Consider the following 25,720-nt stretch of genomic DNA (forward strand, 5'->3'; position numbering starts at 1 on the left):
TCTTTGACCTGGAACAGTGTCTAGCTCCAGGCATCTTGCACTTTTCCCAGATTACCGACGCATGATTTTTTTAGAAAGTGTATTGCCAAGCCATTGTGCTAATTGCACCATGATGATTAAAATGACGACCGTAACGAGCATGACACTACCGTCGAACCGTTGATAACCGTATGTCATCGCGACATGTCCAAGACCTCCGCCGCCAACTGTTCCGGCAACTGCCGAGAAATCGATCAGACTGACGGAAACGAAGGTAAGTCCTAAAATAAGTGGACCCAATGCTTCTGGTATCAAAACCGTGAAGATAATCCGAAGAGGGCTTGCACCCATTGCCTGTGCTGCTTCAATAACGCCAGGATCAATGCTGACCAAGTTATTTTCAACAACTCGGGCAATGACGAATGTTGCAACAATTGTCATCGGAAAAATGGCTGCTGCGGTTCCGATTGTTGTCCCGACAACTAATCTTGTCAGTTGTGAAATGGCTACTAAGAAGATGATGAACGGAACAGGCCGAACGATGTTAATGACTATATTTAATATTTGAGAAACAAGTTTGTTTTCCAAAATATTATTTTGCCTAGTGACAAATAATAGCAGGCCAATTGCAATTCCAAAAATGGAACCAAAAACGAGAGTGGCGATTACCATGATCAGTGTTTCACCGGTTGCTTCTACAATCCGGGGCCAAAATGTAAGCCAATCAACGTTCATCTTGTAGGACCTCCTCTATGTCTACAATTAATTCAAGTTCTTTTAATACATGGCTTACAGCATCCGTTTCTCCTTCAAATGAAACAAGTAGATTGCCAAAAAATCGTTCCTGTAATTCTCGAACTGAACCGTAAACGATGTTGAAATCAACATCGTGTTTACGTGTAACTTTTGAAAGAACAGGATCACTTGCAATATCTCCTTTGAAAATAACTCGATATAACTTGGTACCACCTTTTGATTGCCACTCATTAATCAATTTTTCTGAAGGTAGATCCTGCTGCACGGATTGGATGAATCGTTGTGTTGTCGAATGTTGAGGATCAGTAAATGTTTCAAAAACATCACCTGTTTCGATTACTTCTCCATTTTCCATGACCGCTACTTTGTCGCAAATTGTTTGAATAACATGCATTTCATGTGTGATAAGGAGGATTGTAATACCCAAATCCTTATTCACCTTTTTCAACAACCGCAGTATATCGGCGGTCGTATCAGGATCTAGTGCAGATGTGGCTTCATCACAGATTAGGATGTCTGGTGAAGTGGCGAGTGCTCTGGCTATACCTACGCGTTGCTTTTGCCCTCCTGATAGTTGGTCCGGATAATCTTTAGCTTTATCGGCCAGGCCAACGAAGTCCAATAATTCCTCGACGCGTTCCGCAATTGCTTTTTTTTGCATTCCGCCAAGTTTCAAAGGATACGCGATGTTTCCTGCAACTGTCCGTGAGTTCAGCAAGTTGAAGTTCTGAAAAATCATGCCGATGTTGCGACGTTGCGTCCGTAAATCTTTTGAGGATAATGTACTGACGTCGATGTCTCGAATGAAAACAGAGCCTGAAGTCGGGCGTTCAAGCATATTTACTAACCGTAGCAATGTGCTTTTTCCAGCGCCGCTAAAACCGATGATGCCGAAAATTTCACCTTTTTCAACGAAAAGAGAAACATCTTTTACCGCATGTACCTCACGCTTCCCAAGGGCGAACGTCTTGGATGCATTTTTAAATTCAATCATGTATTGACCCCCTAAGTACTTCGTTAATTCTGTGCGGACAACGGATGCAACTAGCAAAATGACTTGTGACCCCGAGCATCTGGCCGCTGAAGCTAGATAGTTGTAAGAACGAAAAAAATCCCTCTTTTTCTTAAAATAGATAAGAAAAAGAAGGATTCTAATAAAAGAAGCCATCTCGTTCTCATCTTCCAAACGCATACGCGTCTGTAGGAGTTGGCACAGTGTTCATTGGTCATGAACCTGTTGCCGAGATGTCATAGGGCCTGTCCCTCGATCTCTCTGGATAAGAAAGTGATGTAGTGCTATTCGATTGTTGCAAGAATTGAATCTAACTCTAGTGTGCAAATTAGGTAAAGTCAATGAATTTACTAAAGTAAAATAATTCAGATTACTAATAGTCGTAAACAATTTCAGAATTCTGATACACTTAAAGTGATAGAGAAAGCGGTGTGAGAATGACAATTTTTATATTTATTAGCATTATACTTTTTGCGTCCATTTTACAGACAAGTACAGGATTTGGTTTTTCGATCATGGCGACACCTTTTCTACTCATGATTTTCAATCCGATGGAGGCCATTCAGATAAACCTAGTTTTGTCGCTTGTTATTTCGAGCGCACTTATTGCTAAAATACGTAAAGATGTGGATACAGACCTATTAAAAAAGTTGATAATCGGGAGCTTATCTGGACTGCCAATTGGTATCATTTTGTTCATTTCGGCGGATATCAACAAATTGAAAACGGGCATAGGCATTGTTCTTCTTTTGCTAACACTGCTGCTTGTCCTGAACCTTCGAATTAAGAGAACTAAACGTGGGGACTTTGTTGTTGGCGGATTATCCGGTACATTGACGACAGGAATTGGCATGCCAGGTCCGCCGCTTTTGCTCTACTTTGCAGGAACAGCTATGCAAAAAGAAACATTACGTGCAACGACACTCGCGTTTTATTTATTCATCTATTCCGTTAGTCTACTCATTCAAGTGCTTTTTGTTGGTACAAATAAAGGTATCTGGACCTCAATCGGAATGGCACTGCCGCTAGTATTTGTTGGATTGTATCTAGGACAACTACTATTCCGTCATATCAGTCAAAAGACCTTTCGGATCTTCACATATGGTATTTTACTATTTACGGGCGTTTATTTATTAATAAAATGAGAAAGTAATTTATAGAATGGAGATGTTTCTTATGAAAATCGCATTGTTTGGGGCAACAGGGCGTGTGGGTGGGGAAGTCCTAAAATTAGCATTAGCAGAAGGGCATGAAGTGACGGTACTTGTCCGTTCACCTGAGAAATTGGCGCCACATGATAGGTTGACGATTATCCAAGGTGATGTCCGTGATGTTGTAGCAGTTTCGGATGCCGTTGCTGGAATGGACGTTGTATTCAGTTCGCTAGGTACAGACCAGACAACAACGTTGACTGAGGCAGTTCCTCATATGATAAGAGCGATGGAGGATACGGGAATTAATCGGCTAGTCACAATTGGGACAGCAGGCATCTTGCAAAGTAAGATTGATCCCGAAAAACTGCGTTATGAAGCTGGAGATACAAATCGTCGACTAACTTTTGCAGCGGAGGAGCACCATAAAGTGTATGACAGGCTGCGTCAATCGAGGCTTGAATGGACAATTGTCTGTCCTACTTATTTGCCGGATGGTGTTGCGGTGGGTGACTACAGAACTGAGCGCGATTTGTTGCCAGAGGAAGGTAAACAAATATCCGTTGGTGACACAGCTGCTTTTGCTTACGGCGAACTACTGCAAGGCGATAATATCGGGTTTCGTGTAGGAATTTCATATTAGTAAACAGAGTAGTACTGTCGTTGACAGTGCTATTTTTGTACGGAAAAGCATCACTCTTTTATGGAGTGATGCTTTTTATTTGGAAAATAAAAAGTTACTTTGCTGGCCACCATAGTAACAATGTTTCATGTGAAACACTGCGTTGTTAACCCCATAGTAACGGGCAGAACCCCCATCCCGATTGAAGTTTCACTTTATAAATAAGTTCCAAAAAATGCCTGAAACGAAAATAAAGATCATCCGTCAAATCAGTTAGCAGCCAAAGTAACTGCTAGTTGAAAGGTTGGGGAGGAATTTTTTATGAAAAAAAAGTTTGGAATGCTTATATGTGCAATGGTTATCTTTACGATGGTGGGTTGTTCGGGATCAGGATTAAATGACGGTATAAAGGACGAAGTTTCCGTCAAAGACATAATGGAAAGTGTTAAGGGGCAAGTTGTACAAGATATAAAAGATGCAGGATTCGACGATGGACAAACTGATGAGGAAATTCTTCAAAATTATGTGGAGACGAATTTAGTAAATGCTAAAACAGACGATTCAATGACACAAATATTTATGGAGCGAACAGAACTTGATAAAGAGTTACTAGCAGAAGGTTTGATGTTCAACTCTATGTTTAATATCAATTCGGATGAAATAATTGTCTTGAAAGCGAAGAATGAGGAGGACGCAGAATCATTGAAAGCCTCGATGCAAAAAGAATTAGATGCACAAATACAAACATGGGAACAATATCTTCCTGATCAATATGAAAAAGTGAAAAACAATGTGTTAAAAACGACAGGTGATTTTGTTCTATACGTTACGTATGGCAATGTAGATGCAGTAGAGCAGATTTTTGATGAAAAAGTAAAGTGAATTCTAAAGGTGCTTATTTCGCGACTTTAGAAGCCTCTAGCGGATGTCACGGATTTTGAAGGAATCTAAGTTTGCCGCGTCCTGCGTCAATGTTTGCATGCCTGTATCCTGCAGGCACATGCTCAATTCAAGATTCGGACTAAAACACAGGCCGAGGCGTATTTGAAGGGCGCTGAATATAAGCGCCTTTCTACATAGCAAAAGCTAGGAGAGTGATTGTGTGGTATTCAGTAGCTTATTATTTCTATTTTTCTTTTTACCAACTACATTACTCCTTTATTTTTGCGGTTCTAGAAAGATGAAAAATGGCATTCTCCTTATCGTTAGTCTTATCTTTTATGCATGGGGAGAACCTGTTTATATATTTTTAATGATTTTTTCGGCTATTACAGATTATTTTCACGGGTTATTTATTCAAAAATACAGGTTAACTGCGCCGCTTAAAGCGAAGCTCGGATTACTTTCATCTATTGTTATTAATCTAAGTTTATTGTCTTTTTTCAAGTATGCAGACTTCCTAATTGAAAACATCAATAATTTATTCGGCATGAATGTAAATGCCTTAGACCTTCCATTACCGATTGGCTTATCTTTTTACACATTTCAAACGATGTCGTATGCAATCGACGTGTATCGTGGACGGGTGAAAGCACAACAAAATCCGTTGACGCTTGCGCTATATGTTTGTTTGTTTCCACAGCTTATTGCAGGACCTATCGTACGATACGAAATTATTGAACATGAACTTAAAAACAGACGTGTTACGCTTAATCAATTTTCAGAAGGTGTGAAGATTTTTCTTATCGGGCTTGGTAAGAAGGTGTTGCTCGCCAATAACATAGGATTTTTATGGAGTGAAATTCAGCAGCAAAGTCCTGCTGAATTGTCAGTATTATCGGCTTGGATGGGGATTGCAGCATTTGGTTTGCAACTGTATTTCGATTTTAGCGGTTATTCTGATATGGCCATTGGCCTCGGGAAAATGTTCGGTTTTAATTTTCCGCAAAACTTCAATTATCCGTTTGTTTCCCGCAGTATCTCTGATTTTTGGCGAAGGTGGCATATGACGCTTGGCGGTTGGTTCCGGGACTATGTGTATATACCACTAGGCGGGAGTAGAAAAGGTAAATACAGGCTCTATCTAAATTTATTCATCGTTTGGGGTCTGACCGGATTATGGCATGGGGCTGCATGGAATTTCGTGGCTTGGGGTCTTTACTTTGGTGTATTGATTGCGATTGAAAAGGCAGGGTTACTGGTGCTACTCGAAAAAATGCACCCGATTTTCCAACACATTTACGCGTTTGTTATCATCATGATTAGTTGGGTACTATTCGTTTTTGAAGACCTCTCCATGAGTTTTACCTATTTGGAAATTATGTTTGGGTTTTCGGGACAAGCATTGGTAAATGAGCGATTCATGTATGATGCGTATACAAATGCTATTCTCTTTCTGTTAGCTTTTATTGGCTCGGTTCCAATTTTGAAAACGTTGAGGAATAAAATGACACGTTGGCATAAAGTGATTGACGAAATTTTAATTCCTGTATTTTGTTTACTTATTCTCGTCTTGTCGACCGCTTACTTAGCGGATGATTCATACAACCCATTTCTTTATTTTCGCTTCTAGGAGGTGACACATTGTCTATTCATAAAAAGTGTTTTGTAGGTGTATTTTTGGTATTCATTTTTGGAATAGGGTTATTCAATGTGGTAGCTAGCGACCGTGCTTTCTCTGAGAGAGAAAACCGTCCATTAGCTCAAATGCCTGAATGGACATTGCCAAATTTTTATTCTGGAAAGTTAACGGCGCGTTATGAAACGTATATGTCTGATCAGTTTATTTGGAAAGATGGTTGGGTGAGGCTGAAGGCGATGTCGGAAAGGGCTTCATTGAAAAAAGAAAATAACGGGGTTTTCTTTGGCAAAGATGGATTCCTTATTGAACCATTTGAAAAACCTGGCGAACAGTTTGATAAAAACATTGAGTATGTGAAAAGGTTTGCTGCAAATGCAGAAGGTATTCAGTCGTATGTATTACTTGCACCAACTTCGATAGCGCTATATGAGGATAAACTGCCCCTTTTTGCTCAAACTTCCAGCGAAAGAGAAGCATTTGAAACCGCGAAAGAAAAGTTGGATTCCATAATGGAGGTAATTGATGTATACGATGCGCTCAAATCGCAAAGTAACGATCAAATCTATTTTAAAACAGATCACCATTGGACGATGCGGGGGGCATATCTAGCTTACAGAGATTCAGCAAGAGCGTTGGGGATAAAGCCATATGAAGAAGACGACTTTCGTATTAAAACGGTAGCTGAAAATTTTTTCGGAACACTCCATTCCAAGACGAATGCGATCGGTGTTGAGCCGGACAAGATTGAAGTTTATTTGCCAAAGTTTGAAACTACTCAAACAGTGACCTATGAAGACGGACGACAATCTGAATCATTATACGAATGGGATTATCTTGAGAAAAAGGATAAGTATTCGCTATTCTTGGATGGTAATCATACACTTGTAAAAATTAAAACAGGGGTCGGAAATGGCCGTAAGTTGGCGATTGTTAAAGATTCCTATGCTCATGCATTTATCCCCTTTTTAGCGAATCACTTTGAGGAAATACATGTACTAGATCTTCGATATTATCATTCGGATGTCCTTATGTATTTGAATGATCAAAACATCTCTGAAGTATTATTTTTATACAATGTTGCTAATTTTACAAAGGACCCAAATATGATTTGGTTGTCGCAAAGTACATTGAAATAAAATTTTAGTACGAATGGGATCGTTGGTTAATGCGAAGATGCCGTAGAACGAGCGATGCTTTATTAGTGGATTACGCTTGATGATAAGAAAAGGAGTTGCTTTACTCATAATGAGTGAAGCAACTCTTTTTTTAACATGAATAAGTGAGTAGTATATTTCATTAAATAGTTATACGGCTACTTCACTCATCAGCGCATGCGTATTCCCCTCGGTATCATTGAAAAACACCATCCACGTTTCTGTGGAATCCATTTTTGCGACGACATGCGGTTTATCGATAAATGAAACTCCTTTTTCTTTCATCTGACTATAGCTTGCTGTGATGTCATCTACTTGGAAATAAAAGACGGAACTTGCGTTTGTGAATTGTTCCTTTTCGGGAAGACTAAGCATTAAGCGGATACCGTCGCAGTCGAAGAAAGCCATTGTGTCAGTGTTGAATAAAAGCGGTAGTTCAAGTAAATCTTTATAAAATAAAATAGCTCGATTAATATCTTTTGCGGGAATCCCAATTTGGCCGATACTTTTTAAACTTGTCACAAAAGTAATCCCCCTATTCAGTAATCTTTTCATTTAGTATAGCATACCGGTTTTTATCCAACGAAGCGGAGGGACAAGAAGATGGATATTCTTTATAGTGGTTTGTTAAAAGATAATCATCCGTTTTATATTCGACGACTGCACCTGAAAGACCTTCATGAAATTATACGTGTACAGAATGAGGTGGTTTATGTACTTGATAATCCAAGTTCGTTATCTTCATTATCCCAAAAAGAGTACGAATATATTTTGGCTGACGGCGGTAAGATGGTAGGGGTGTTTGCAGATGAACGGCTCGTCGCATTCCGTGCATTACTTGTCCCAGGAGCAGATGAAGAGCATCTCGGTTCCGACGTTGGGCTTGATTCGACGGAATTTGAGTCTGTTATTTATCAGGAGATATCGACTGTTTCGCCACGCTATCGTGGCTACCGTCTGCAAAAGATTATGGCAGACGTCTTAATGGAGCAGTTGAAAGTGGCAGACTATAAGTACGTTTGCGCAACGGTTGCTCCGTTTAACATCGCAAGTCTCAAGGACAAGTTTTCACAGCAGATGGAAATTGCCGCGCTGAAAAAGAAATATAACGGGGTGTTGCGTTACGTTTTTGTGAAACATCTTCATAAAGAGGGGGACGAATGGGAAGTGGAGCAATTCATTCCGATGCAAGATACAAAAGCTCAGCAAAAACTGCTTGAAGAAGGATGGCGAGGGACTGGGATTTCAGGAAGTACGGATGGCTGGCTTGTACGGTATTGTAAATAGTTTATCGACTTTCATGACAAGTAGAAAAGGAGCGACTTCACCCAAATGAGTAAAGCCGCATCCTCTTTGATTCACATCAATTTTGAAATGAACATTGTCGCGATTCCGAAATAAATCAAAAGCGACAATATATCATTGATGGTAGTAATAAGCGGACCCGATGCAACTGCAGGATCCACATTGAATTTGTGCAAGACGAGCGGGATGATTGTACCCGCCAGCGTTCCGATAATAAGTGTGATAAGTAAAGAGACGCCAACGACAAGTCCGAGTACAAAACTACCTTGCCAAATATAAGCAATAATTGAAATGACGATGGAACAGACAATACCGATTATAATTCCGACTAACAGCTCTCGAAAAATAAGTTTCAGCATTTTTTTCGTATCAAGATCCTCGGATACAAGACCGCGGACAACGACGGCGAGTGATTGAGTTCCAGTATTCCCGGTCATTCCGGCAATCATAGGCATGAAGAAGGCGAGCGCGACAACGGCTTCAAGCGTCGCTTCGAAACGGGATATGATACTTCCAGAAACAAGTCCAATGAACAGCAGTAAAATTAGCCATGGTAAACGTCTTCTGGCGGCAACTAACGGCTTCGTTCTGAAGTCAATCGCTTTTCCGGAGGCCAGTAGCATTTCAATATCTTCATTCGCTTCCCGGACGACAATATCAAGGACGTCATCCACCGTGATGATACCGAGCAGAACACCTTCATCATCAGTGACAGGCATTGAAACGAAATCGTAACGGCCAATAATCTTAGCAACTTCTTCTTGTTTGGTCATCACACCTACCTTGACGATATTCCGTGACATGATGTCTTCTATTTGAGCTTCGGGTTCTGCGAGCAACAGGTCTCTGTACGATGCGACACCGATAACTTTTTTGTCATCATCTAGAACGTACAGATAGTTTAGATACTCCGCAAGTGCAGCGTAACTCTTTAGTTTCTTTACTGCCCGCTCGACAGAATATGATTTATGAATCCATACGAAGCGGTTCGTCATCGCTCTTCCGGCCGTTTTTGGCGGATAATTCATGATCTGCCGGATGATGTCCATTTCTTCTTGTTTCATTTCGGCAATTAATGCATCGGCTTCTTTTTGGGGAAGTCCCGATAACAGGAAAGCAAGGTCATCATTTTTCATAAGATCCAATATATCCGTGGAGCGGGCAGGACCGATTGTTCGCAAAGCACGGAGCTGATCATCCTGTGATAAATGACGTAATAACCCGGTTAATTCATCTAACGTAAGGAATTCTAAAAATAACGGCCGATGTTTCACTGGTAAATTTTCATATTGGTTTGCAATATCGAAAGGTTTCAATTCCTTCATGATTTCATGGAATGTCTCTCTTTTTCCTTCTTTTAATATATGGATTAGCGCAGTTGCGATTCCATTCTCAGGGTCTTTATGAGCCAAAATATACACCTCTCTAAAAAAATGGTGAGAGATGGATCAGAGTGCTGCCGTTTCTCTCTCTATAGCTTTATCCCCTATTTCATTCATCGGAAAACCATTTTGATTGTTTATTAAAAGGAATAATTTACTTAACTGGGTGGGAGGCGAAGATCGATTGAAAAAGAGCCAGCAATTGAAGTTGATAAGCGTACTACTAGTAATTGTAATGATTGTCTTGCTGATAAACGGATTTAAAGGTAAGGATAACCATACCACCGCTCCGGACAATACGACAGTATCCGTTGCTAAAGTTGATGAACCAGTCGATAAACCGCAAAAACCGTATGCATTTCATGACATTGATGAAATTTTGAAAGACCCGAGATTACAAGGTGCGACGACTGTGGTAAGTATTCGTGAGGCAGCAACCGGCGAAGTTGTCTATTCCCATCTAGGAGATACGCGAGTCCACCCCGCATCCGTCATGAAATTACTGACAGGCGCTGCGGCATTTGAAACACTTGGAGAAGGGCATACGTTCAAGACTGAGTTGTATATGGATGGGCGAATAGAGAACGGCGTGCTGCACGGCAATCTCTATTTAAGAGGAAGAGGCGATCCGACACTGACGAAGAACGACCTGAAGGCATTCGTATCCGAATTAAAAGCGAAGGGAATCAGCTCCATCGCAGGAAACGTCTACGGGGATGATACTTGGTACGATGACATTAGACTTTCCCAAGACCTAAACTGGTCTGATGAACCCTACTATACAGGTTCCCAGGTGTCTGCACTGACGTTATCTCCAAATGACGACTATGACGCAGGTACGGTCATTGTCGAAGTGAATCCTGCCAAGAAATCAGGACAGGCGGGACAAGTCGCCATGGTACCAGCAAATAACTACCTGACAGTCGTCAACAAGACTCAAACGGTAGCTAAAAAAGGCAAGAAAAGTATTACGGTTGAAAGGCAACACGGTACAAATACGTTTATCGTATCCGGGACGATTCCAGAAGGCTCAACAAAAACACGCACTTGGGCATCTGTCTGGGAACCGACAAACTACACGATTAGCATCTTCAAAAAAACAATTGAAGAACTGGGCATTACGTTTTCGACAGCTCCGAAAGTCGAGCGCAAAAAAGTGACTAAAGGGGCTACTTTACTGACGTCAAAAAATTCAATGCCACTACATGAATTGTTCATTCCCTTCATGAAATTAAGTAATAACGGACATGCTGAAGTACTAGTTAAAGAGATGGGGCGTACTATAGGTGGCGAGGGCAGTTGGGATAAGGGGCTTTCGATCATAGAAGCAACACTCTCTACTCTAGGACTTGATACAAAAAATATGCTGCTTCGCGATGGATCAGGCATGTCCCATAAAAACCTTGTCACGGCGAATGAAGTGACAAAACTGCTTTACACAGCACAGACAAAACCATGGTATCCAGCATTTTTGAATGCGCTTCCTGTAGCAGGGAATGGAGAACGGTTTGTTGGAGGAACATTGCGCAATCGTATGACAGGGACAACGGCAGCAGGCAACGTCCAAGCGAAAACGGGCGCATTGAACGGAGTCACCGCGTTGTCTGGCTACGTTACAACAAAAGATGGAGAAATACTTACTTTTTCTATTATGATTAATAACTATTTGAATGACACGACGCCTGAAATACTAGACAAAATCGCTATTACACTTGCGAACTATCAGTCAAAGTGAGCAATTTGATATGCAATAAAATGCATATTTCGTGCATATTTATGTTTAGCAGAAAAAGAATAGGGAACGAGATAGAGAGTAAGGTAAAAACCGGAAAAACATCCGGGATGATAAAAAGGGGAGAACTTTTACTATGGGGAAGTTGAAAGTACTATTTCTATTGTTAACTGTTTCGGTGTTGGTGTTATCGGCATGCGGGACAAAGAAGGATGCCGGAGCAGAAAAAAGTGACGGCGATGGAAGCTATGAACTTATGAAAAAAGGGAGTCTGACTTTTGCCGCGAGTGGTGTTTATAAGCCATTTAATTTTGAAGAAAAAGGGAAATTAACTGGTTTTGATATAGAGATTGGTGAGGCAATTGCTGACAAGATGGGGCTAGAGGCGAACCCAGTGACAAATCCCTTTGAAACAATTATGCAGGGGCTAATCGGTAAGAAGTTCGATGCAATCATTGGATCGATGGCTTATACGAAAGAGCGTGCAAAGCAGGTGAACTTTACTGAACCTTACTATTACTCGGGCGGAATGATTTTTGTATCCGAAGATAATAAGGATATTAAGTCTGAGGATGATTTGAAAGGTAAAAAAATCGGTGTCGTGGCCCAATCTACATATGAAAAACCCGCACAAACCCTTTCGGACAATATCCAGTATTATAGCAGTGATGTAGTTGCACTAAAAGATTTGACTATAGAAGGCCGTCTCGATGCAGTTATCACAGCCGATATCGTAGGCTATGAAGCGATTGATAATGATTTTAAAATTAAGGAAGTCGGAAAGCCGCTATGGGTAGAGCAGCCATCCATCGCTGTACGACCTGACAATGATGCATTAAGGGAAGACATTGACAAAGCGCTGAAAGAAATAATTGAAGATGGTACGTATGATGAAATTTCAAAGAAATGGTTTGATCGAAATCTACTAGACCTTGATCTGGAAGGTGTGGAGCTTTTAGAATGAATGACTCCACAGACTTGACTACAGAAAGAGGGTATAACTAGTGCCAGAGATATTTATAACACTTTATGAGGTATTCATACGAACGTACCCAGGATTTTTAAAAGCTGCACTTATCACGTTGGAAATTACAGCAATTGCACTCGTGTTAGGTACTGCACTAGGTATAGTTTTTGCATTAATGAAGATATCCAAATCAAAAATTTTACAGACAATCGCAAACCTGTATATTACTTTAATCCGGGGGACTCCGCTGATTGTCCAAATCATGTTTCTCTATTACGGAATTACGAATATCGTCGTCCTTTCGAATTTCTGGGCCGGTGCAATCGCGCTAGGTATTCATAATGGTGCTTATATTGCGGAAATTTTCCGGGGCGCCATACAGGGAATCGATCGCGGGCAAGAAGAAGCAAGTCTTGCGGTTGGTATGAACCGCCGGCAAGCAATGCGGAGAATTATTTTTCCGCAAGCGCTTCGCCGTGCGATTCCGCCACTTGGAAACCAGTTCATAATTACCATGAAAGATTCATCACTTGTGTACGTTATTGGTGTTTCGGAAATGTTCGGACTGGCAAACAGGGAAGCGGCAGCATCATTCCAACCATTCGAAACATTCCTAGTCGTCGGGGTTTATTATCTCGTACTTGTACTAATCTTCTCGGCACTGCTGAAATGGTATGAGAAAAAGCTGGATGTTGACAGTATATGAGGAGGAAATTAAATGATTAAAACAAAAAACCTCCACAAGTCATTCGGCGATCTTGACGTGCTGAAAGGAATCGATCTAGATGTGGAGACCGGAGAAGTTGTTGTGCTTATCGGAGTCAGCGGATCGGGTAAAAGTACGTTGCTTCGCTGTTTGAACTTCCTTGAAATGCCGAATGAAGGTGAAATTATAATTGATGGACGACAAGTCGATCTGAAGAAAGATGACTTGTCGAATGTGCGTGCCGAAGTAGGAATGGTGTTCCAGCATTTTAACCTTTTCCCACATAAGACAGTGCTTGAAAACATCACGGAGGCACCAATCATTGTCAAAAAGATGAAGAAGGAACGCGCAGAGAAAGAGGCGCGTATTATCTTGGAAAAAGTCGGCTTATCTGATAAAGCAGACGTCTATCCAGGTAAACTATCAGGCGGGCAAAAACAGCGTGTTGCTATTGCTCGGGCACTCGCAATGGAACCCAAAGCGCTCCTGTTCGACGAACCGACATCAGCGCTTGACCCAGAACTTGTCGGGGAAGTACTTCAAGTAATGCAGGATCTCGCCAATGAGGGTATGACGATGGTCGTTGTCACCCATGAAATGAAGTTTGCAAAAGAAGTTGCCGACCGAATTGTTATGCTGGACGAAGGCTGTATCATTGGAAATACAGATCCGCATACATTTTTCAACCATTCGACCAACGAACGGACACGCCAATTTTTAGAGATGGTTGACGTATAAGGCAGTGAATAAAAAAGATATCCAACACCGGTGTTAGTAGGTGCGGGATATCTTTTTTATATTAGCGTTTCGGTTCATAATTCAACATCTTGAACATTTCCGACAGTTCCTCGTCGGTCAAGTCACGCCACTGACCATTCGGCAAGTCACCAAGATGGATGTTCATAATGCGCGTACGTTGTAATTTTCGAACATTATAACCAAGTGCGGAACACATGCGGCGGATTTGGCGGTTTAAGCCTTGCGTCAATGTCATGTTGAATTTACGTGGTCCTAGTTGTTTTACTTTACATGGTTTTGTTACCGTATCTAAAATCGGGACGCCTGACTCCATCTGTCTGATGAATTCCTTCGTGATTGGTTGGTCGACAGTGACGATATATTCTTTTTCATGGCCATTTTCTTCGCGCAAGATTTCATTGACGATATCGCCGTCATTTGTCAGAAGAAGAAGTCCATCTGAGTCTTTGTCGAGTCGACCGATATGGAAAACACGTAGCGGATGATTGACGAAGTCGACGACATTACCTTTAATATGGCGTTCCGTCGTGCTAGTAATGCCAACGGGTTTATTGAGGGCAAGATAAACGAGTTGCTCTTCCGTCTTCACTAGTTTTCCATCAGCATGGACTTCGTCGCCATCTTCGACTTTACTGCCGAGCTCGGCAAGTTGCCCGTTAATCGTAATGCGTCCATCTTCTATCCATTTATCCGCGCCACGACGGGAAACAATCCCGGCTTCGCTTAAATACTTATTAATTCTCATGTATGTCATCCTATCTAAGAAAGTTCTTTCTTCTATTGTAGCGCGTCTACGGAAAATGTTCAAAACCGTGGAGTTGGTATTAGAAGTGCAGAGTTGCTATTAGAATCAAGAAGTTGACATTAGAAGTTCGAAGTTGACATTAGAAGTTCGAAGTTGCAATTAAAACCAAAAAGTTGCAATTAGAATTCGGAATTTGCAATCGGCGCAAAAGAAGATGCCCCGATTTTAAATCAGATACGAATGAAACAGAAAAGATTGACAACTAACTCGCCTTGTAATACGATGGGAATAACATTTTACCAAAGACGGGCAGAAGGTACCGAGAGCGGTGCCGCCCACGATAGACGAGTTGAGAAGAGCATAGCTGAGAAATTGATGAATAAGAAGAGTAGCACAGGAGCGCGATTGTAGAGAGTCAGTGGGTGGTGAAAACTGATTCGCGGCCGGTGTGAATGGACTTATGAGAGTCTACTTGAATCGTTTTTCAAGTAGGACGTGAGATCCCACGTTACGGGATGTGTCTTATGGGCACGCTAAGTGGAAGCAGCAATGCTTCAATTAGAGGTGGCAACGCGGTCTATTCCGTCCTCTGCAATCGGACTAATCTGTCCTTTTGCAGAGGACTTTTTTTATACCTAAAAAGAGGAGAGTTGAGCTGAGATGAGTAGAGAACAGACGAGTTTACGGACGACCATGAAGAAGTTAAATGGGGATTCATTAACACCCATATTGATTTTCAGAAGAATGCAGGGCCAGCGAAAGTTTTTACTAGAAAGTTCTTCGAAGCACGAGGGATCAGGGCGCTACTCCTTCCTTGGGATGGATCCACTGAAGTCTTATAGCGGGCGCGATGGGAAACTTGAAGAACATGTTTATGCTACTGGCAAGAAATATGTACACGAGGGCGATTTGTTTGTGCTGTTGAAACGATTGATGCCGCGAATTACGGACGATATCGATTTTCCTTTCACAGGCGGAGCGGTCGGCTACGTTGGTTACGGAGCGGGTTCCGACAGTGTGACGCGTTCCCATGACGATATGGGATTTCCGGATGTTAATTTTAATATTTACGAAACCATTATTATTTTCGACCATGTGTTGAATGAAGTGACATTGCTGCATACGGAAATTAATCCGGAACAAAGTGCTCCTGATTTGGACGCACTGGCAGAAAGTATGTTGTCCGGACCGGAAAAAGAAGAGTTGGCTTTTGCGCTCTCGGATTATAGCTGTTCTGTCACACAACAACAATTTGAAAATTTGGTACGCGAAGCAAAAGGGTATATCGAGCAAGGAGAGGCTGAGCAAATCGTACTGTCTAGACGTTTAGTGGCGGACTTTAACGGCGATCCATTTTCATTATACCGAAAGCTAAGAAAGCGTAATCCTTCACCCTATATGTATTATATGGAATTCGATGATCACGTCGTTTTAGGTACGTCCCCGGAAAGTATCGTAAGTGTATCAAATGGCAAAGTGATGACGAATCCAATTGCAGGGACGCGCCGACGTGGTGTAGATAAAGCAGAAGATTTAGCACTTGAAAAAGAGTTGTTGGCGGATCCAAAAGAACTCGCGGAACACGATATGTTGGTCGAACTTGGCCGTAATGATTTGAAGAAAGTATGCCTTCCAGATTCGGTGCAAGTCACAAGTTATATGGAAGTCGTCCGTTACGAGCATGTTATGCACATTGTATCGGAAGCAGAGGGGACATTGTCGCCGGTGCTACATTCATTGGACGCGTTAACGGCATGCCTTCCGGCGGGTACAGTAACAGGTACACCGAAAAAACGAGCAATGGAATTGATTGATGAATTGGAGAAAATGGACCGGGGTATTTACGGCGGGGCAATTGGGTATATCGGTTTCAATGGTAATATGGATTTTGCGTTGACGATCCGCACGATGGTTGTGAAAGGCGGTAAAGCATACGTCCAGGCAGGAGCAGGAATTGTGCAAGCGTCAGATCCAACAGCTGAGTTTATGGAAACGGCCAATAAAGCCAAGTCCTTGTTGGAAGTCATTAACTAAATCGATGATGAATTGATTATGAGAAAGAGCAGAGCAGAGGAGAGATTGAGATGAGAAGTTTTGTTAGAAGAGTAGAGTTGGGCGAGCATTTGATGTATGAAGAAATGGTGGAAGCTTCTAAGCTGATGTTTAATGAACAAACCGAATCGCAGGACATAGTAGATTTCCTTGTGGCGTTGTCACGAAAAGAAGAAACGGCCCATGAAGTAGCGGCTCTTGCTTCGGTTATGAAATCGTTCGCGCTGCGGGTAAATGTTCCACGGGAAACATTTATGGATAACTGCGGAACAGGCGGAGACGGCTCAAATACGTTCAATATTAGTACAGCATCCGCGTTCGTATTGGCAGGAGCCGGCGCATCCATCGCTAAGCATGGTAATCGGAAAGTTTCGAGTGCCGCGGGAAGTTCTGATGTATTGGAAGCCCTTGGCATTCATATAGACTTCAGCTTAGATGAAACCATCGAACTTCTTCAACAGGAAGGAATCACCTTCTTATATGCGCCAAATGTTCACCCGAAAATGAAACGAATTGGTGCAATCCGGCAGCAAATTGGCAAGTCGACTATCTTTAATCTAGTAGGTCCTTTGACAAATCCAATCCCTTTGAAAACACAGTTCACGGGTATTAACAGACCGGACTTCACGATGGAATACGCATCCGTATTGCGCATGCTTGGCAGAGAGCGGGCAATTGTCGTATCGGGAGCGGGAGGAATGGACGAAGCGTCACTTGCGGGACAAAATGCATTTGTTCTTCTTGATAAAGGCGATTTGATCCCATTTTCGCTAACCGCAGATGATGTGGGGCTTGCATATGCTCCGATTTCAGCTATACGTGGAGGCGACGCAAAGGAAAATGCAGCAACCATTCGGGCAATTTTCAATGGACGACGCGGTCCTCATTTCGATACAGTCGTTTTCAATGCAGGCATCGGATTATTTGCAAATGGGCGAGCAGCGACAATTCAAGAGGGCGTAAAACAGGCGACTGAAAGTATTTTATCTGGCAAAGCATTGCAAAAGCTTGACGCTGTCGTAGCATTCAGTCAGAAAATCGGTGCAAAGGCGGTGGCAAGATGACGATTTTAGACAAGATTTTACACGAGAAACGGCGTGAAGTACAAGACATGTTGGCAGAGCAGGATGTACGACAAGAAGCACGTCCAGCGCGTCCGTCTTTATTCAACAAGCTATATAAAACAGAGCATTTGCAAGTCATCGCGGAAATGAAGCGCGCATCTCCTTCGAAGGGGCTTATCGCGGAAGGCGCTGATCCCGTTGCACAGGCAATTTCTTACCATCGCGCAGGTGCAGCGTGCATCTCTGTATTGACGGATAGTCACTTTTTCAAGGGGTCATTCGAAGACCTAGCAGCTGTCGCAGACAATGTTCCTATTCCGTTGCTATGCAAGGATTTTATCATCCATCCTGTACAGATTGACCGAGCAAAAAGGGCCGGAGCCTCTGTCATCCTGTTGATTGTTGCTGCACTTACTGAAGATGAGCTCGCTGAATTTCATACCTACGCGCTGCAATCTGGCTTGGAAGTATTGGTAGAAGTACATGATGAGGCGGAACTGAAACGCGCAATCGCCATCAACGCAAAATTGATTGGTGTAAATAATCGCGATCTCCGCACATTTAAAGTGGATTTAAAGAGAACAGAAGAGATTGCAGCCATTTTTCCGTTCGATGAAGAACGTGTCCTCATCAGCGAAAGTGGTATCTGGGAATCAGAAGATGCGTTATTTGTAGCAGATGCTGGTGCAAGTGCAGTGCTCGTCGGCGAATCGTTGATGCGAAGTGGTGAAGTCGCTACAGCTATCCAATCACTGCAAGTCGCATTACCGAGGGTAGTCCGATGACGAAGGTGAAAATTTGTGGACTAATGGAATCACAACACGTGAAAACGGCAGTCGATGCTGGAGTAGATGCAATCGGCTTTGTCTTTGCTCCAAGCCGACGACAAGTGACAATTGCCAAAGCGCAAGAGTTGGCAAAGAATATTCCACCTGGAGTGCTGAAGATAGGGGTATTTGTTGATGCATCACAAGATGATATTGAGCAAACTTTCCGAGAAGTACCGCTAGATTTTGTTCAATTTCATGGTGATGAAAGTTCAGATTTCATCGAAAAAGTCGGACTTCCTTCCATTAAAGTGTTATCAGTTTACAGTGATGAAGATGCAAAGCGATTCGCACACTATGAAACAGACTACTTTTTGTTTGATACACCTGGAACGGACTTTAAAGGTGGAAGCGGAAAAACTTTTGATTGGCAACTAATGAAAGATGCTGGTGTACAATCGGACAAAGTTATTCTGGCGGGTGGACTGAACGCGGACAATGTTGCACAAGCAATCAGGACGGTACAACCATATATGGTGGACGTTTCAAGCGGAGTAGAAGTTATGAGAAGAAAAGATGACAAGTTGATTCGCGCATTCATTAAAGCAGTCAAAGATGAGGAGAGATAAGCAATGGTACAAGAATTGGGTGCAACTCAAACTACACAGGCAGGACGATATGGACGATTTGGTGGGCAGTTTGTTCCTGAAACATTAATGACAGCACTTATCGAACTGGAAGCTGCTTATGATGATGCGATTGCCGATCCAGCTTTCACGGACAAAGTAAATTATTACTTAAAGGATTTTGTCGGACGGGAGACGCCGCTGTACTTTGCAGAAAGACTTACTAAAGAAGCGGGCGGTGCGAAGATTTATCTCAAACGGGAAGATTTAAACCATACCGGCGCACATAAAATTAATAATACGGTTGGGCAGGCACTCCTTGCGATGCGCATGGGCAAAAAGAAAATCGTTGCGGAAACCGGGGCGGGTCAGCACGGAGTAGCGACAGCAACAGTATGTGCTTTGTTTAATCTCGAATGCGTTATTTACATGGGGAAAGAAGATATTCGCAGGCAGGAATTGAATGTGTTCCGTATGGAGTTACTTGGAGCGAAAGTCGTTTCAGTCGATAAAGGATCAGGCACACTGAAAGATGCAGTCAATGAGGCGCTGCGTTACTGGGTGGCAAATGTGGAAGACACGCATTATATATTAGGATCTGCGCTTGGTCCGCATCCATTCCCGAGAATTGTTCGTGATTTCCAACGTGTAATCGGTGTGGAAACGAGAGGACAAATTATGGAGAAAGAAGGGCGTTTGCCGGATGCAATTGTGGCGTGCATCGGCGGTGGGAGTAATGCAATCGGCATGTTCCATCCTTTTATTGATGATGAAGACGTTGCTTTGTATGGTGTTGAGGCGGCGGGAAGTGGTATTGAAACAGGGCTTCACGCAGCTGCAATTGCGGATGGCAAAGAAGGCGTTCTACACGGAGCATATATGTATGTATTGCAAGACGCCGATGGATTTATCCAGGAGGCGCATTCCATTTCAGCGGGTCTCGATTACCCCGCAGTTGGTCCGGAACATAGCCATTTACATGATATCGGGCGCGTTACATACTCGTCTGTCACGGATGCGGGTGCATTGGAAGGATTGCAGTTATTGGCGAAAGTGGAAGGAATCATCCCTGCCCTTGAAAGTGCACATGCGGTTCACTATGCAGTCGAATTGGCAGGTACGATGGGGGAGGAAGAAATTCTCGTTATTTGCCTTTCAGGACGTGGCGATAAAGATGTCCAAACGGTACGCGATGCTTTAGGAGGTGGCTTGAATGACTAAGCAAGACTTAACTAACGCGATTACTGATTGTGTAACCCGAGGCGATAAAGCATTTGTGCCCTACATAATGGCGGGCGACGGCGGTCTTGAAACGATTAAGAAAAACATATTATTTCTCCAACAAACAGGTGTGACTGCAATCGAACTGGGTATTCCTTTTTCGGATCCGGTCGCAGATGGCCCAGTGATTGAACAAGCGGGAGAACGAGCACTTGCTAAAGGGGTAACACTTCGTAAGGTATTGAAAGAACTCACTTTATTCAAGGATGAAGTCACTGTTCCGCTTGTAATCATGACTTATTTGAATCCGATTTTGAGCTATGGCATTGATCAATTTGCGAAGGATTGCCAGAACAGCGGTATCAGTGGACTTATTGTGCCTGACTTGCCACACGAAGAAAGTGGACTATTGCAGAATTCTCTTACAAAATCCGAGATTGCACTCATTCCACTAGTCTCACTAACGAGCCCACCAGAACGGATTAAGAAAATAACAGCGGCAGCTGAAGGCTTTGTGTACGCAGTGACGGTAAACGGTATTACAGGGGTGCGGGATGGATTTGGCGATGATCTTGCTGCCCATTTGGAGCAGCTGAAAGCGGTGAGTCCTGTCCCTGTACTAGCAGGGTTCGGGATTTCAACACCTGAACAAGTCCGGTCAATTGGTGCGCTTGCAGACGGAGTCATTGTTGGAAGTGCGATTGTTGCTGCTTTTCATAGAAATGACTTAACAGCAGTCGAGGCATTAGTAAAAATGTCGAAAAAAGAAATATATAGTTAAGAAAAACGCCCTTCCTTGCGTGAGAAATCACACGAGGAGGGGCGTTTCTTATACAGTGATGCTGCTTTGTCGTATAGTGCTAGAATAGGGTTGTACAGTTTCTATTTTTAGTCAACGACCACTTCTGACATTCTTTTTTCAGTTATCCATACAGTCCCAAACTCAACAAGCGGTTTCATCGGAACGACTTTGCAAAGGGCTTGTCCTAACTTGCCGTCGATAGCAATGCCGGGGTTCATTTCCTCGAACGCGGTACCCAATTCGGGGAAAATATCCGAATCGACATCGACCATATCAAAAGTGGCCCAAATTCGTTCACCGTCTTGCATGATGGCTGCACCTTGAGGAGAGACTGTATATTCAGGAGCTAGGTATTCAGCTAAATGAAGTGCGGTGCATGATTCATAACTGACTCCAATCATAATGACCTTCACATCCACATTCAACATTTTTCCGAGTGGAGAACTCGTTCCGAATGAATCATCGAGCGGATGTTCACTCATCCAGTCATCTGCGTGGCGGCCCCACGCCATGAACGAATGGGCGGGGTGAGAACTTCGAATTGTTTTTGGATGGCGATGGAAGCAGTCAGCGATTTTCCCCATTCCACGTAGATGGGTTAAGTTCGGGTCGTAAGCGGGAATAGATTGACGTATAGGTTCATGCCACGCTTCTGGGACAGGGGGAAGCATCCAGTAAGATGGTTCCGAATTGTCGGCAGACTGCGCGGGCATGATGATTGTCCCGTTTAACGTCACTGTTTCCATCAGCGCTTCGACGACGGCTTGTGCACCACCTGCAATCCACCCCATCAATTTAAGGGATGAATGGACAATAATATGATCACCCGATTTAACACCAAGTGAGTTAAGCTGCTCTTTTAGTGTCTCTTTCGATTGGAATGAATGGGTATCGAGAATCGTTTCAAATTCGGTCATGTGGATCACTCAATTCTATAGATATTTTCGAAAAGCATAGCAAGCAAGAAAGGTTTTGCCAAGTTTTATGAAACCTTTCTTGCGGACGAGCGTACATATATAAAAGGAGATGTGTTCAATGGATGCGAATGTGATTAGACAGGAAGTTGAAACGACATATGAAAAAGTGAAGTCGTTGGCAGGTTGGACGGTGGATAAAAACGTCGTGCTGACAATTACATCGTACTATGTCACATCTGAAAGGGAGTTTGACGCGGAAAGTTTGAGTCGAGTAATGGATGCACTAAAAAGTAAATCCAGCTGGCTTTCTCCGCTACGCGGCAATCTACTTCCGATGATGGCTGCATTTCTAGATAAGCCTGGGACAGATATCGACAAAGAGGTGAATCGTTTATTCGCGAAGCAACAAGTCTTAAAAGGTATAGGCTTCCGCAATACAATCCATTCATATTTGGCTGCGCTCCTGTTGACCAACGATACAGAGCTCTATGAAAACGAGGCGCGTCAAGCTAAAAAACTATATGATGCGATTAAGAAACGGCATTTTTTCCTGACGTCAGACGATGATTACGCATATGCAGTATTGTTAGGGAAAAGGGGCGCTGATCCAATGGAGCATGCGAAGTCGATGCGTGCGTATTATGACTCATTGCGAACCGAGGGATTCCGTTCGGGAAATGAACTACAATGGCTGTCACAAGTGATGACTTACATACAGATCAAGTTTGATCCAAGTCTCATAACCAGGGCTGCGGAAGTACTAAATCATTTCAAGCGCAATACGAAAGTAAGACCTGTGCATTATCCGATGATTGGATTTCTTACCGTATTTGGAATAGATGATATAGAACTGCAGAATATTGTCGAACTTACGCATTCATTGGAGGAATCTAAACCTTTTAAATGGAATCGGGAAATGGCGTTGTCTATTGCGATTGGGTACATTATGCATAAATTGACTGAAAGTGCAGAAGCAGAAAGTGTTAGTCTTGCGACGTCAGTGGAATTGATTATACAAGCACAGCAAGCGGTGATGGCTGCGACGATTGCAGCGATGGTTGCGTCTACGTCAGCAAATTCAGCAAATAATTGATTGTGATTCGCTTAATTCCCATCCAGTTTCGATTGGCTTTTCCATCGTGGGAAAAGTAGACCTCCAAAACTCGATTTCAACTCCGTGTACCTCGTCGATGAACTGGTAACACCTAAAAATTTTTTTATGATGAACACGTCCTGTTGAATACAAAAAAAGATTTCATTCCAAATCGGAAATGGAATCTTTTTTGCGTTTTATAAATAAAATGACAAATTTTTATTTTTAAAAAGCTAAAAGTATTTCGGGTCAGGAAATGCTTTCAGGTCAACGTTTGTAACCTATTTGTAACCTAATTGTCACACGCGGAGTTTTTTATGTATTTGGTATTCTGGAAAAATAGTGTTGTCATCCATAAATTTGTATAGTATATTGGTGCAAGTGATTCAATATCAGAAAATTTACTATTAATAGTTTGGGAGTTTAAGTAATGTAGGGAGGAAGTTTTCTTGGGAAACCCGGTATTGGAAATTAAAAATCTCCGCACATCGTTTCGAATTAAAGATAACTACTATGCAGCAGTTGATGATGTATCATTGACTGTTGAAAAAAATGAACTGCTAGCCATCGTAGGAGAATCGGGTTGTGGGAAGAGTGCATTTGCTTTTTCAATAATGGGTCTGCATAGTCAAGCAAAAGTGGAAGGGAATATTTACTTTAAGGATCAGAATATAGTGAATATGTCTCCAGCTAAGCTAAATGAATTGCGTGGGAATAAAATGGGGATGATTTTTCAAGACTCGCTTTCCGCATTGAATCCATTAATGACTATTGGCGATCAAATTGATGAGATTATATATATCCATAACAATAAGCTACCGAAAAAGGAACGGAAAGAGAGAGTCATTGATTTGCTGAATAAGGTTGGAATTGTCAATCCAGCATTTACTTACGATCAATACCCCCATGAATTATCAGGTGGAATGAGGCAGCGGGTAGTGATCGCGATGGCGATTGCCAATGAACCGGAGCTATTGATCGCCGACGAGCCGACGACCGCCCTGGATGTGACCATTCAATCTCAAATACTTGATTTAATAAAAAAGCTCAAAGAAGAGATTCACGCGGGGATTATTTTGATTACCCATGATTTAGCGGTTGTTGCTGAAATGGCGGACCGAGTTGCTGTCATGTACGCAGGTCAAATTGTTGAGATTGCAGATGTTTATACGTTATTCGAAAACCCTTTGCATCCTTATACAAGGTCGTTACTGAACTCAGTTCCGAATTCAAATGAAGAGCAATCTGAACTTCATGTAATTGAGGGTATTGTCCCGTCCTTGCAGAAGTTGGTCCGTAATGGTTGTCGGTTTAGCCCTAGAATTCCTTGGGTGGATGAGTCAGCTCATGAGGAGAATCCGGTATTGCACGAAGTAACCCCGGGTCACTTCGTACGCTGTACCTGTTACCGACAGTTTAGCTTCCCTGATAAAAGCAAGGAGGATCAGTACCATGGCGTTTCTTGAAGTAGAAGATTTAAAAGTCCATTTTCCGATTCAAGGTGGCGTATTTGGTAGGACTATTGACCATGTCAGAGCAGTTGATGGTGTCTCATTTTCGATTGAAAAAGGGAAAACATATGGGCTTGTTGGTGAATCTGGGTCCGGTAAAACAACAACTGGACGGGCAATCATCGGTTTAAATAAAATTGCTTCTGGAAAAGTTACTTTTGACGGACAGGACATAACTGATATGAGCCGTTCAAAAGTGGGTGCACGTAGGGATATACAGATGATTTTTCAAGATCCCTATTCCACATTGAATCCAAAAAAACGAGTACTTGATATTGTATCCGAACCGCTTCGTAATTACGAAAATTTTTCAAGAAGTGAAGAAAAGAAGCGTGTCGGAGAACTATTAGAGCTTGTCGGTTTAAGTCCAGAAAGTATACATAAATACCCGCATGAATTCTCAGGTGGACAACGCCAACGGATTGGGATTGCTCGAGCAATTGCTCTAAAGCCAAAGCTAATTATTGCTGATGAACCTGTGTCAGCGCTTGATGTTTCCGTTCAAGCACAAGTCTTGAACTTTATGCAAGAGATTCAGAAAGAATTGGGTCTTACTTATCTTTTTATCAGCCACGATCTTGGAATTATCAAGCATATGTGTGATCGAATTGGGATTATGTATAAAGGACGTTATGTGGAGGAAGGGACTCCGGAAGATATCTTTAAAAATCCACAGCATATTTACTCAAAACGGCTGGTTGCTGCAATCCCTGATATTGATCCTAGAAAACGTGAGCAACAGGTACAATTCCGCCAAGCGGTAAAAGAAGAATATGAGCAGTCGTACGACAATTATTTCGATGACTTGGGCTTGGCCTATAAATTACAGCCTGTATCGGACACACATTTAGTGGCTTTGCCTGGGAAAGGGTGAAT

The 25,720-nt window shown here is 42.4% G+C and carries 25 protein-coding genes, 1 riboswitch and 1 other annotated feature; of the genes, 19 read left to right on the plus strand and 6 right to left on the minus strand.

Annotated elements, in window-relative coordinates; translation table 11 throughout:
- Window positions 1-51 precede the first annotated feature (51 nt).
- The gene (locus ACP8HG_RS17120) at window positions 52-714 is read right to left on the minus strand and encodes a methionine ABC transporter permease (protein WP_067204226.1); all 663 of its coding nucleotides are present in this window, start codon (window positions 712-714) and stop codon (window positions 52-54) included.
- Window positions 704-1,729 carry a methionine ABC transporter ATP-binding protein gene (locus ACP8HG_RS17125; protein ID WP_187046314.1) on the minus strand — a complete coding sequence of 342 codons (1,026 nt, stop codon included), beginning with the start codon at window positions 1,727-1,729 and terminating at the stop codon, window positions 704-706. The genes ACP8HG_RS17120 and ACP8HG_RS17125 overlap by 11 nt, the downstream gene beginning before the upstream one ends.
- A 178-nt stretch (window positions 1,730-1,907) precedes the next feature.
- Window positions 1,908-2,019: riboswitch (SAM riboswitch) on the minus strand.
- Window positions 2,020-2,184: 165 nt separating this feature from the next.
- Between ACP8HG_RS17125 and ACP8HG_RS17130 the strand changes: the two genes are divergently transcribed.
- From ACP8HG_RS17130 to ACP8HG_RS17150, 5 genes are all read left to right on the plus strand, one after another.
- Entirely contained in the window at window positions 2,185-2,892 is a 708-nt protein-coding gene (locus tag ACP8HG_RS17130) for a sulfite exporter TauE/SafE family protein (RefSeq protein ID WP_187046315.1), read from the plus strand.
- A 31-nt stretch (window positions 2,893-2,923) separates the two neighbouring features.
- Window positions 2,924-3,541, plus strand: coding sequence for an NAD(P)-dependent oxidoreductase (locus tag ACP8HG_RS17135; RefSeq protein ID WP_187046316.1), 618 nt, complete (start codon window positions 2,924-2,926; stop codon window positions 3,539-3,541).
- A 300-nt stretch (window positions 3,542-3,841) separates the two neighbouring features.
- The gene (locus ACP8HG_RS17140; RefSeq protein ID WP_187046317.1) at window positions 3,842-4,402 is read left to right on the plus strand and encodes a DUF4358 domain-containing protein; all 561 of its coding nucleotides are present in this window, start codon (window positions 3,842-3,844) and stop codon (window positions 4,400-4,402) included.
- 220 nt (window positions 4,403-4,622) lie between these two features.
- The gene (locus tag ACP8HG_RS17145) at window positions 4,623-6,032 is read left to right on the plus strand and encodes an MBOAT family O-acyltransferase (RefSeq protein ID WP_340741159.1); all 1,410 of its coding nucleotides are present in this window, start codon (window positions 4,623-4,625) and stop codon (window positions 6,030-6,032) included.
- 11 nt (window positions 6,033-6,043) lie between these two features.
- A complete protein-coding gene (locus ACP8HG_RS17150) occupies window positions 6,044-7,177 on the plus strand; it encodes a DHHW family protein (RefSeq protein WP_438297310.1) in 1,134 nt (377 codons plus the stop codon).
- A 168-nt stretch (window positions 7,178-7,345) separates the two neighbouring features.
- Here the strand turns inward: ACP8HG_RS17150 and ACP8HG_RS17155 are convergent, their stop codons facing one another.
- On the minus strand, window positions 7,346-7,717 hold the full coding sequence (locus ACP8HG_RS17155) for a VOC family protein (protein ID WP_421101966.1): 372 nt from the start codon (window positions 7,715-7,717) through the stop codon (window positions 7,346-7,348).
- Between the two features lie 81 nt (window positions 7,718-7,798).
- Here ACP8HG_RS17155 and ACP8HG_RS17160 point away from each other — a divergent pair, with 81 nt between their 5' ends.
- Entirely contained in the window at window positions 7,799-8,482 is a 684-nt protein-coding gene (locus ACP8HG_RS17160) for a GNAT family N-acetyltransferase (RefSeq protein WP_438297313.1), read from the plus strand.
- A 71-nt stretch (window positions 8,483-8,553) separates the two neighbouring features.
- Here the strand turns inward: ACP8HG_RS17160 and mgtE are convergent, their stop codons facing one another.
- Window positions 8,554-9,912, minus strand: coding sequence for a magnesium transporter (mgtE, locus tag ACP8HG_RS17165; RefSeq protein WP_438297315.1), 1,359 nt, complete (start codon window positions 9,910-9,912; stop codon window positions 8,554-8,556).
- A gap of 154 nt (window positions 9,913-10,066) precedes the next feature.
- Here mgtE and dacB point away from each other — a divergent pair, with 154 nt between their 5' ends.
- From dacB to ACP8HG_RS17185, 4 genes are all read left to right on the plus strand, one after another.
- On the plus strand, window positions 10,067-11,617 hold the full coding sequence (gene dacB / locus ACP8HG_RS17170; RefSeq protein ID WP_438297317.1) for a D-alanyl-D-alanine carboxypeptidase/D-alanyl-D-alanine endopeptidase: 1,551 nt from the start codon (window positions 10,067-10,069) through the stop codon (window positions 11,615-11,617).
- Window positions 11,618-11,750: 133 nt separating this feature from the next.
- On the plus strand, window positions 11,751-12,578 hold the full coding sequence (locus ACP8HG_RS17175; RefSeq protein WP_187046322.1) for a transporter substrate-binding domain-containing protein: 828 nt from the start codon (window positions 11,751-11,753) through the stop codon (window positions 12,576-12,578).
- A 40-nt stretch (window positions 12,579-12,618) separates the two neighbouring features.
- Window positions 12,619-13,287, plus strand: a complete 669-nt coding sequence (locus tag ACP8HG_RS17180) for an amino acid ABC transporter permease (protein WP_067204259.1) — start codon at window positions 12,619-12,621, stop codon at window positions 13,285-13,287.
- Window positions 13,288-13,299: 12 nt separating this feature from the next.
- On the plus strand, window positions 13,300-14,025 hold the full coding sequence (locus tag ACP8HG_RS17185) for an amino acid ABC transporter ATP-binding protein (RefSeq protein ID WP_438297320.1): 726 nt from the start codon (window positions 13,300-13,302) through the stop codon (window positions 14,023-14,025).
- 61 nt (window positions 14,026-14,086) lie between these two features.
- Here ACP8HG_RS17185 and rluF read toward each other — a convergent pair whose 3' ends face one another.
- The gene (rluF, locus tag ACP8HG_RS17190; RefSeq protein ID WP_067204263.1) at window positions 14,087-14,791 is read right to left on the minus strand and encodes a 23S rRNA pseudouridine(2604) synthase RluF; all 705 of its coding nucleotides are present in this window, start codon (window positions 14,789-14,791) and stop codon (window positions 14,087-14,089) included.
- A gap of 366 nt (window positions 14,792-15,157) precedes the next feature.
- Window positions 15,158-15,384, plus strand: a binding site (T-box leader).
- A gap of 67 nt (window positions 15,385-15,451) precedes the next feature.
- On the opposite strand from rluF, the gene ACP8HG_RS17195 reads away from it, so the two are divergent.
- The 6 genes from ACP8HG_RS17195 to trpA are packed head-to-tail and all read left to right on the plus strand — an operon-like array spanning window position 15,452 to window position 21,302.
- Window positions 15,452-16,825, plus strand: a complete 1,374-nt coding sequence (locus tag ACP8HG_RS17195) for an anthranilate synthase component I family protein (protein WP_342539350.1) — start codon at window positions 15,452-15,454, stop codon at window positions 16,823-16,825.
- 50 nt (window positions 16,826-16,875) lie between these two features.
- Window positions 16,876-17,907, plus strand: coding sequence for an anthranilate phosphoribosyltransferase (gene trpD, locus ACP8HG_RS17200; protein ID WP_342539351.1), 1,032 nt, complete (start codon window positions 16,876-16,878; stop codon window positions 17,905-17,907).
- Window positions 17,904-18,692 carry an indole-3-glycerol phosphate synthase TrpC gene (gene trpC / locus ACP8HG_RS17205; RefSeq protein WP_187046325.1) on the plus strand — a complete coding sequence of 263 codons (789 nt, stop codon included), beginning with the start codon at window positions 17,904-17,906 and terminating at the stop codon, window positions 18,690-18,692. Before trpD ends, trpC begins: the two co-directional genes overlap by 4 nt.
- Window positions 18,689-19,303 (plus strand): phosphoribosylanthranilate isomerase, encoded by a 615-nt coding sequence (locus ACP8HG_RS17210; RefSeq protein WP_187046326.1) that lies wholly within the window; start codon window positions 18,689-18,691, stop codon window positions 19,301-19,303. The genes trpC and ACP8HG_RS17210 overlap by 4 nt, the downstream gene beginning before the upstream one ends.
- A gap of 3 nt (window positions 19,304-19,306) precedes the next feature.
- A complete protein-coding gene (gene trpB / locus ACP8HG_RS17215; RefSeq protein ID WP_067204275.1) occupies window positions 19,307-20,521 on the plus strand; it encodes a tryptophan synthase subunit beta in 1,215 nt (404 codons plus the stop codon).
- Complete coding sequence (gene trpA, locus ACP8HG_RS17220; RefSeq protein WP_187046328.1) at window positions 20,514-21,302, plus strand: tryptophan synthase subunit alpha; 789 nt, start codon at window positions 20,514-20,516, stop codon at window positions 21,300-21,302. Before trpB ends, trpA begins: the two co-directional genes overlap by 8 nt.
- 107 nt (window positions 21,303-21,409) lie before the next feature.
- On the opposite strand, the gene ACP8HG_RS17225 is transcribed toward trpA, so the two are convergent.
- Window positions 21,410-22,240, minus strand: a complete 831-nt coding sequence (locus ACP8HG_RS17225; protein ID WP_438297324.1) for an aminoglycoside N(3)-acetyltransferase — start codon at window positions 22,238-22,240, stop codon at window positions 21,410-21,412.
- A gap of 118 nt (window positions 22,241-22,358) precedes the next feature.
- Between ACP8HG_RS17225 and ACP8HG_RS17230 the strand changes: the two genes are divergently transcribed.
- The 3 genes from ACP8HG_RS17230 to ACP8HG_RS17240 all read left to right on the plus strand — a co-directional run bounded on the left by ACP8HG_RS17230 (window position 22,359) and on the right by ACP8HG_RS17240 (window position 25,718).
- A complete protein-coding gene (locus ACP8HG_RS17230) occupies window positions 22,359-23,333 on the plus strand; it encodes a DUF4003 family protein (protein ID WP_340741169.1) in 975 nt (324 codons plus the stop codon).
- Between the two features lie 449 nt (window positions 23,334-23,782).
- Window positions 23,783-24,799, plus strand: coding sequence for an ABC transporter ATP-binding protein (locus ACP8HG_RS17235; protein ID WP_067204287.1), 1,017 nt, complete (start codon window positions 23,783-23,785; stop codon window positions 24,797-24,799).
- A complete protein-coding gene (locus ACP8HG_RS17240) occupies window positions 24,786-25,718 on the plus strand; it encodes an ABC transporter ATP-binding protein (RefSeq protein ID WP_340741170.1) in 933 nt (310 codons plus the stop codon). Before ACP8HG_RS17235 ends, ACP8HG_RS17240 begins: the two co-directional genes overlap by 14 nt.
- Window positions 25,719-25,720 lie beyond the last annotated feature (2 nt).

Source organism: Sporosarcina sp. FA15 (assembly GCF_051550195.1).
In the GTDB taxonomy this organism is placed as follows: domain Bacteria; phylum Bacillota; class Bacilli; order Bacillales_A; family Planococcaceae; genus Sporosarcina; species Sporosarcina psychrophila.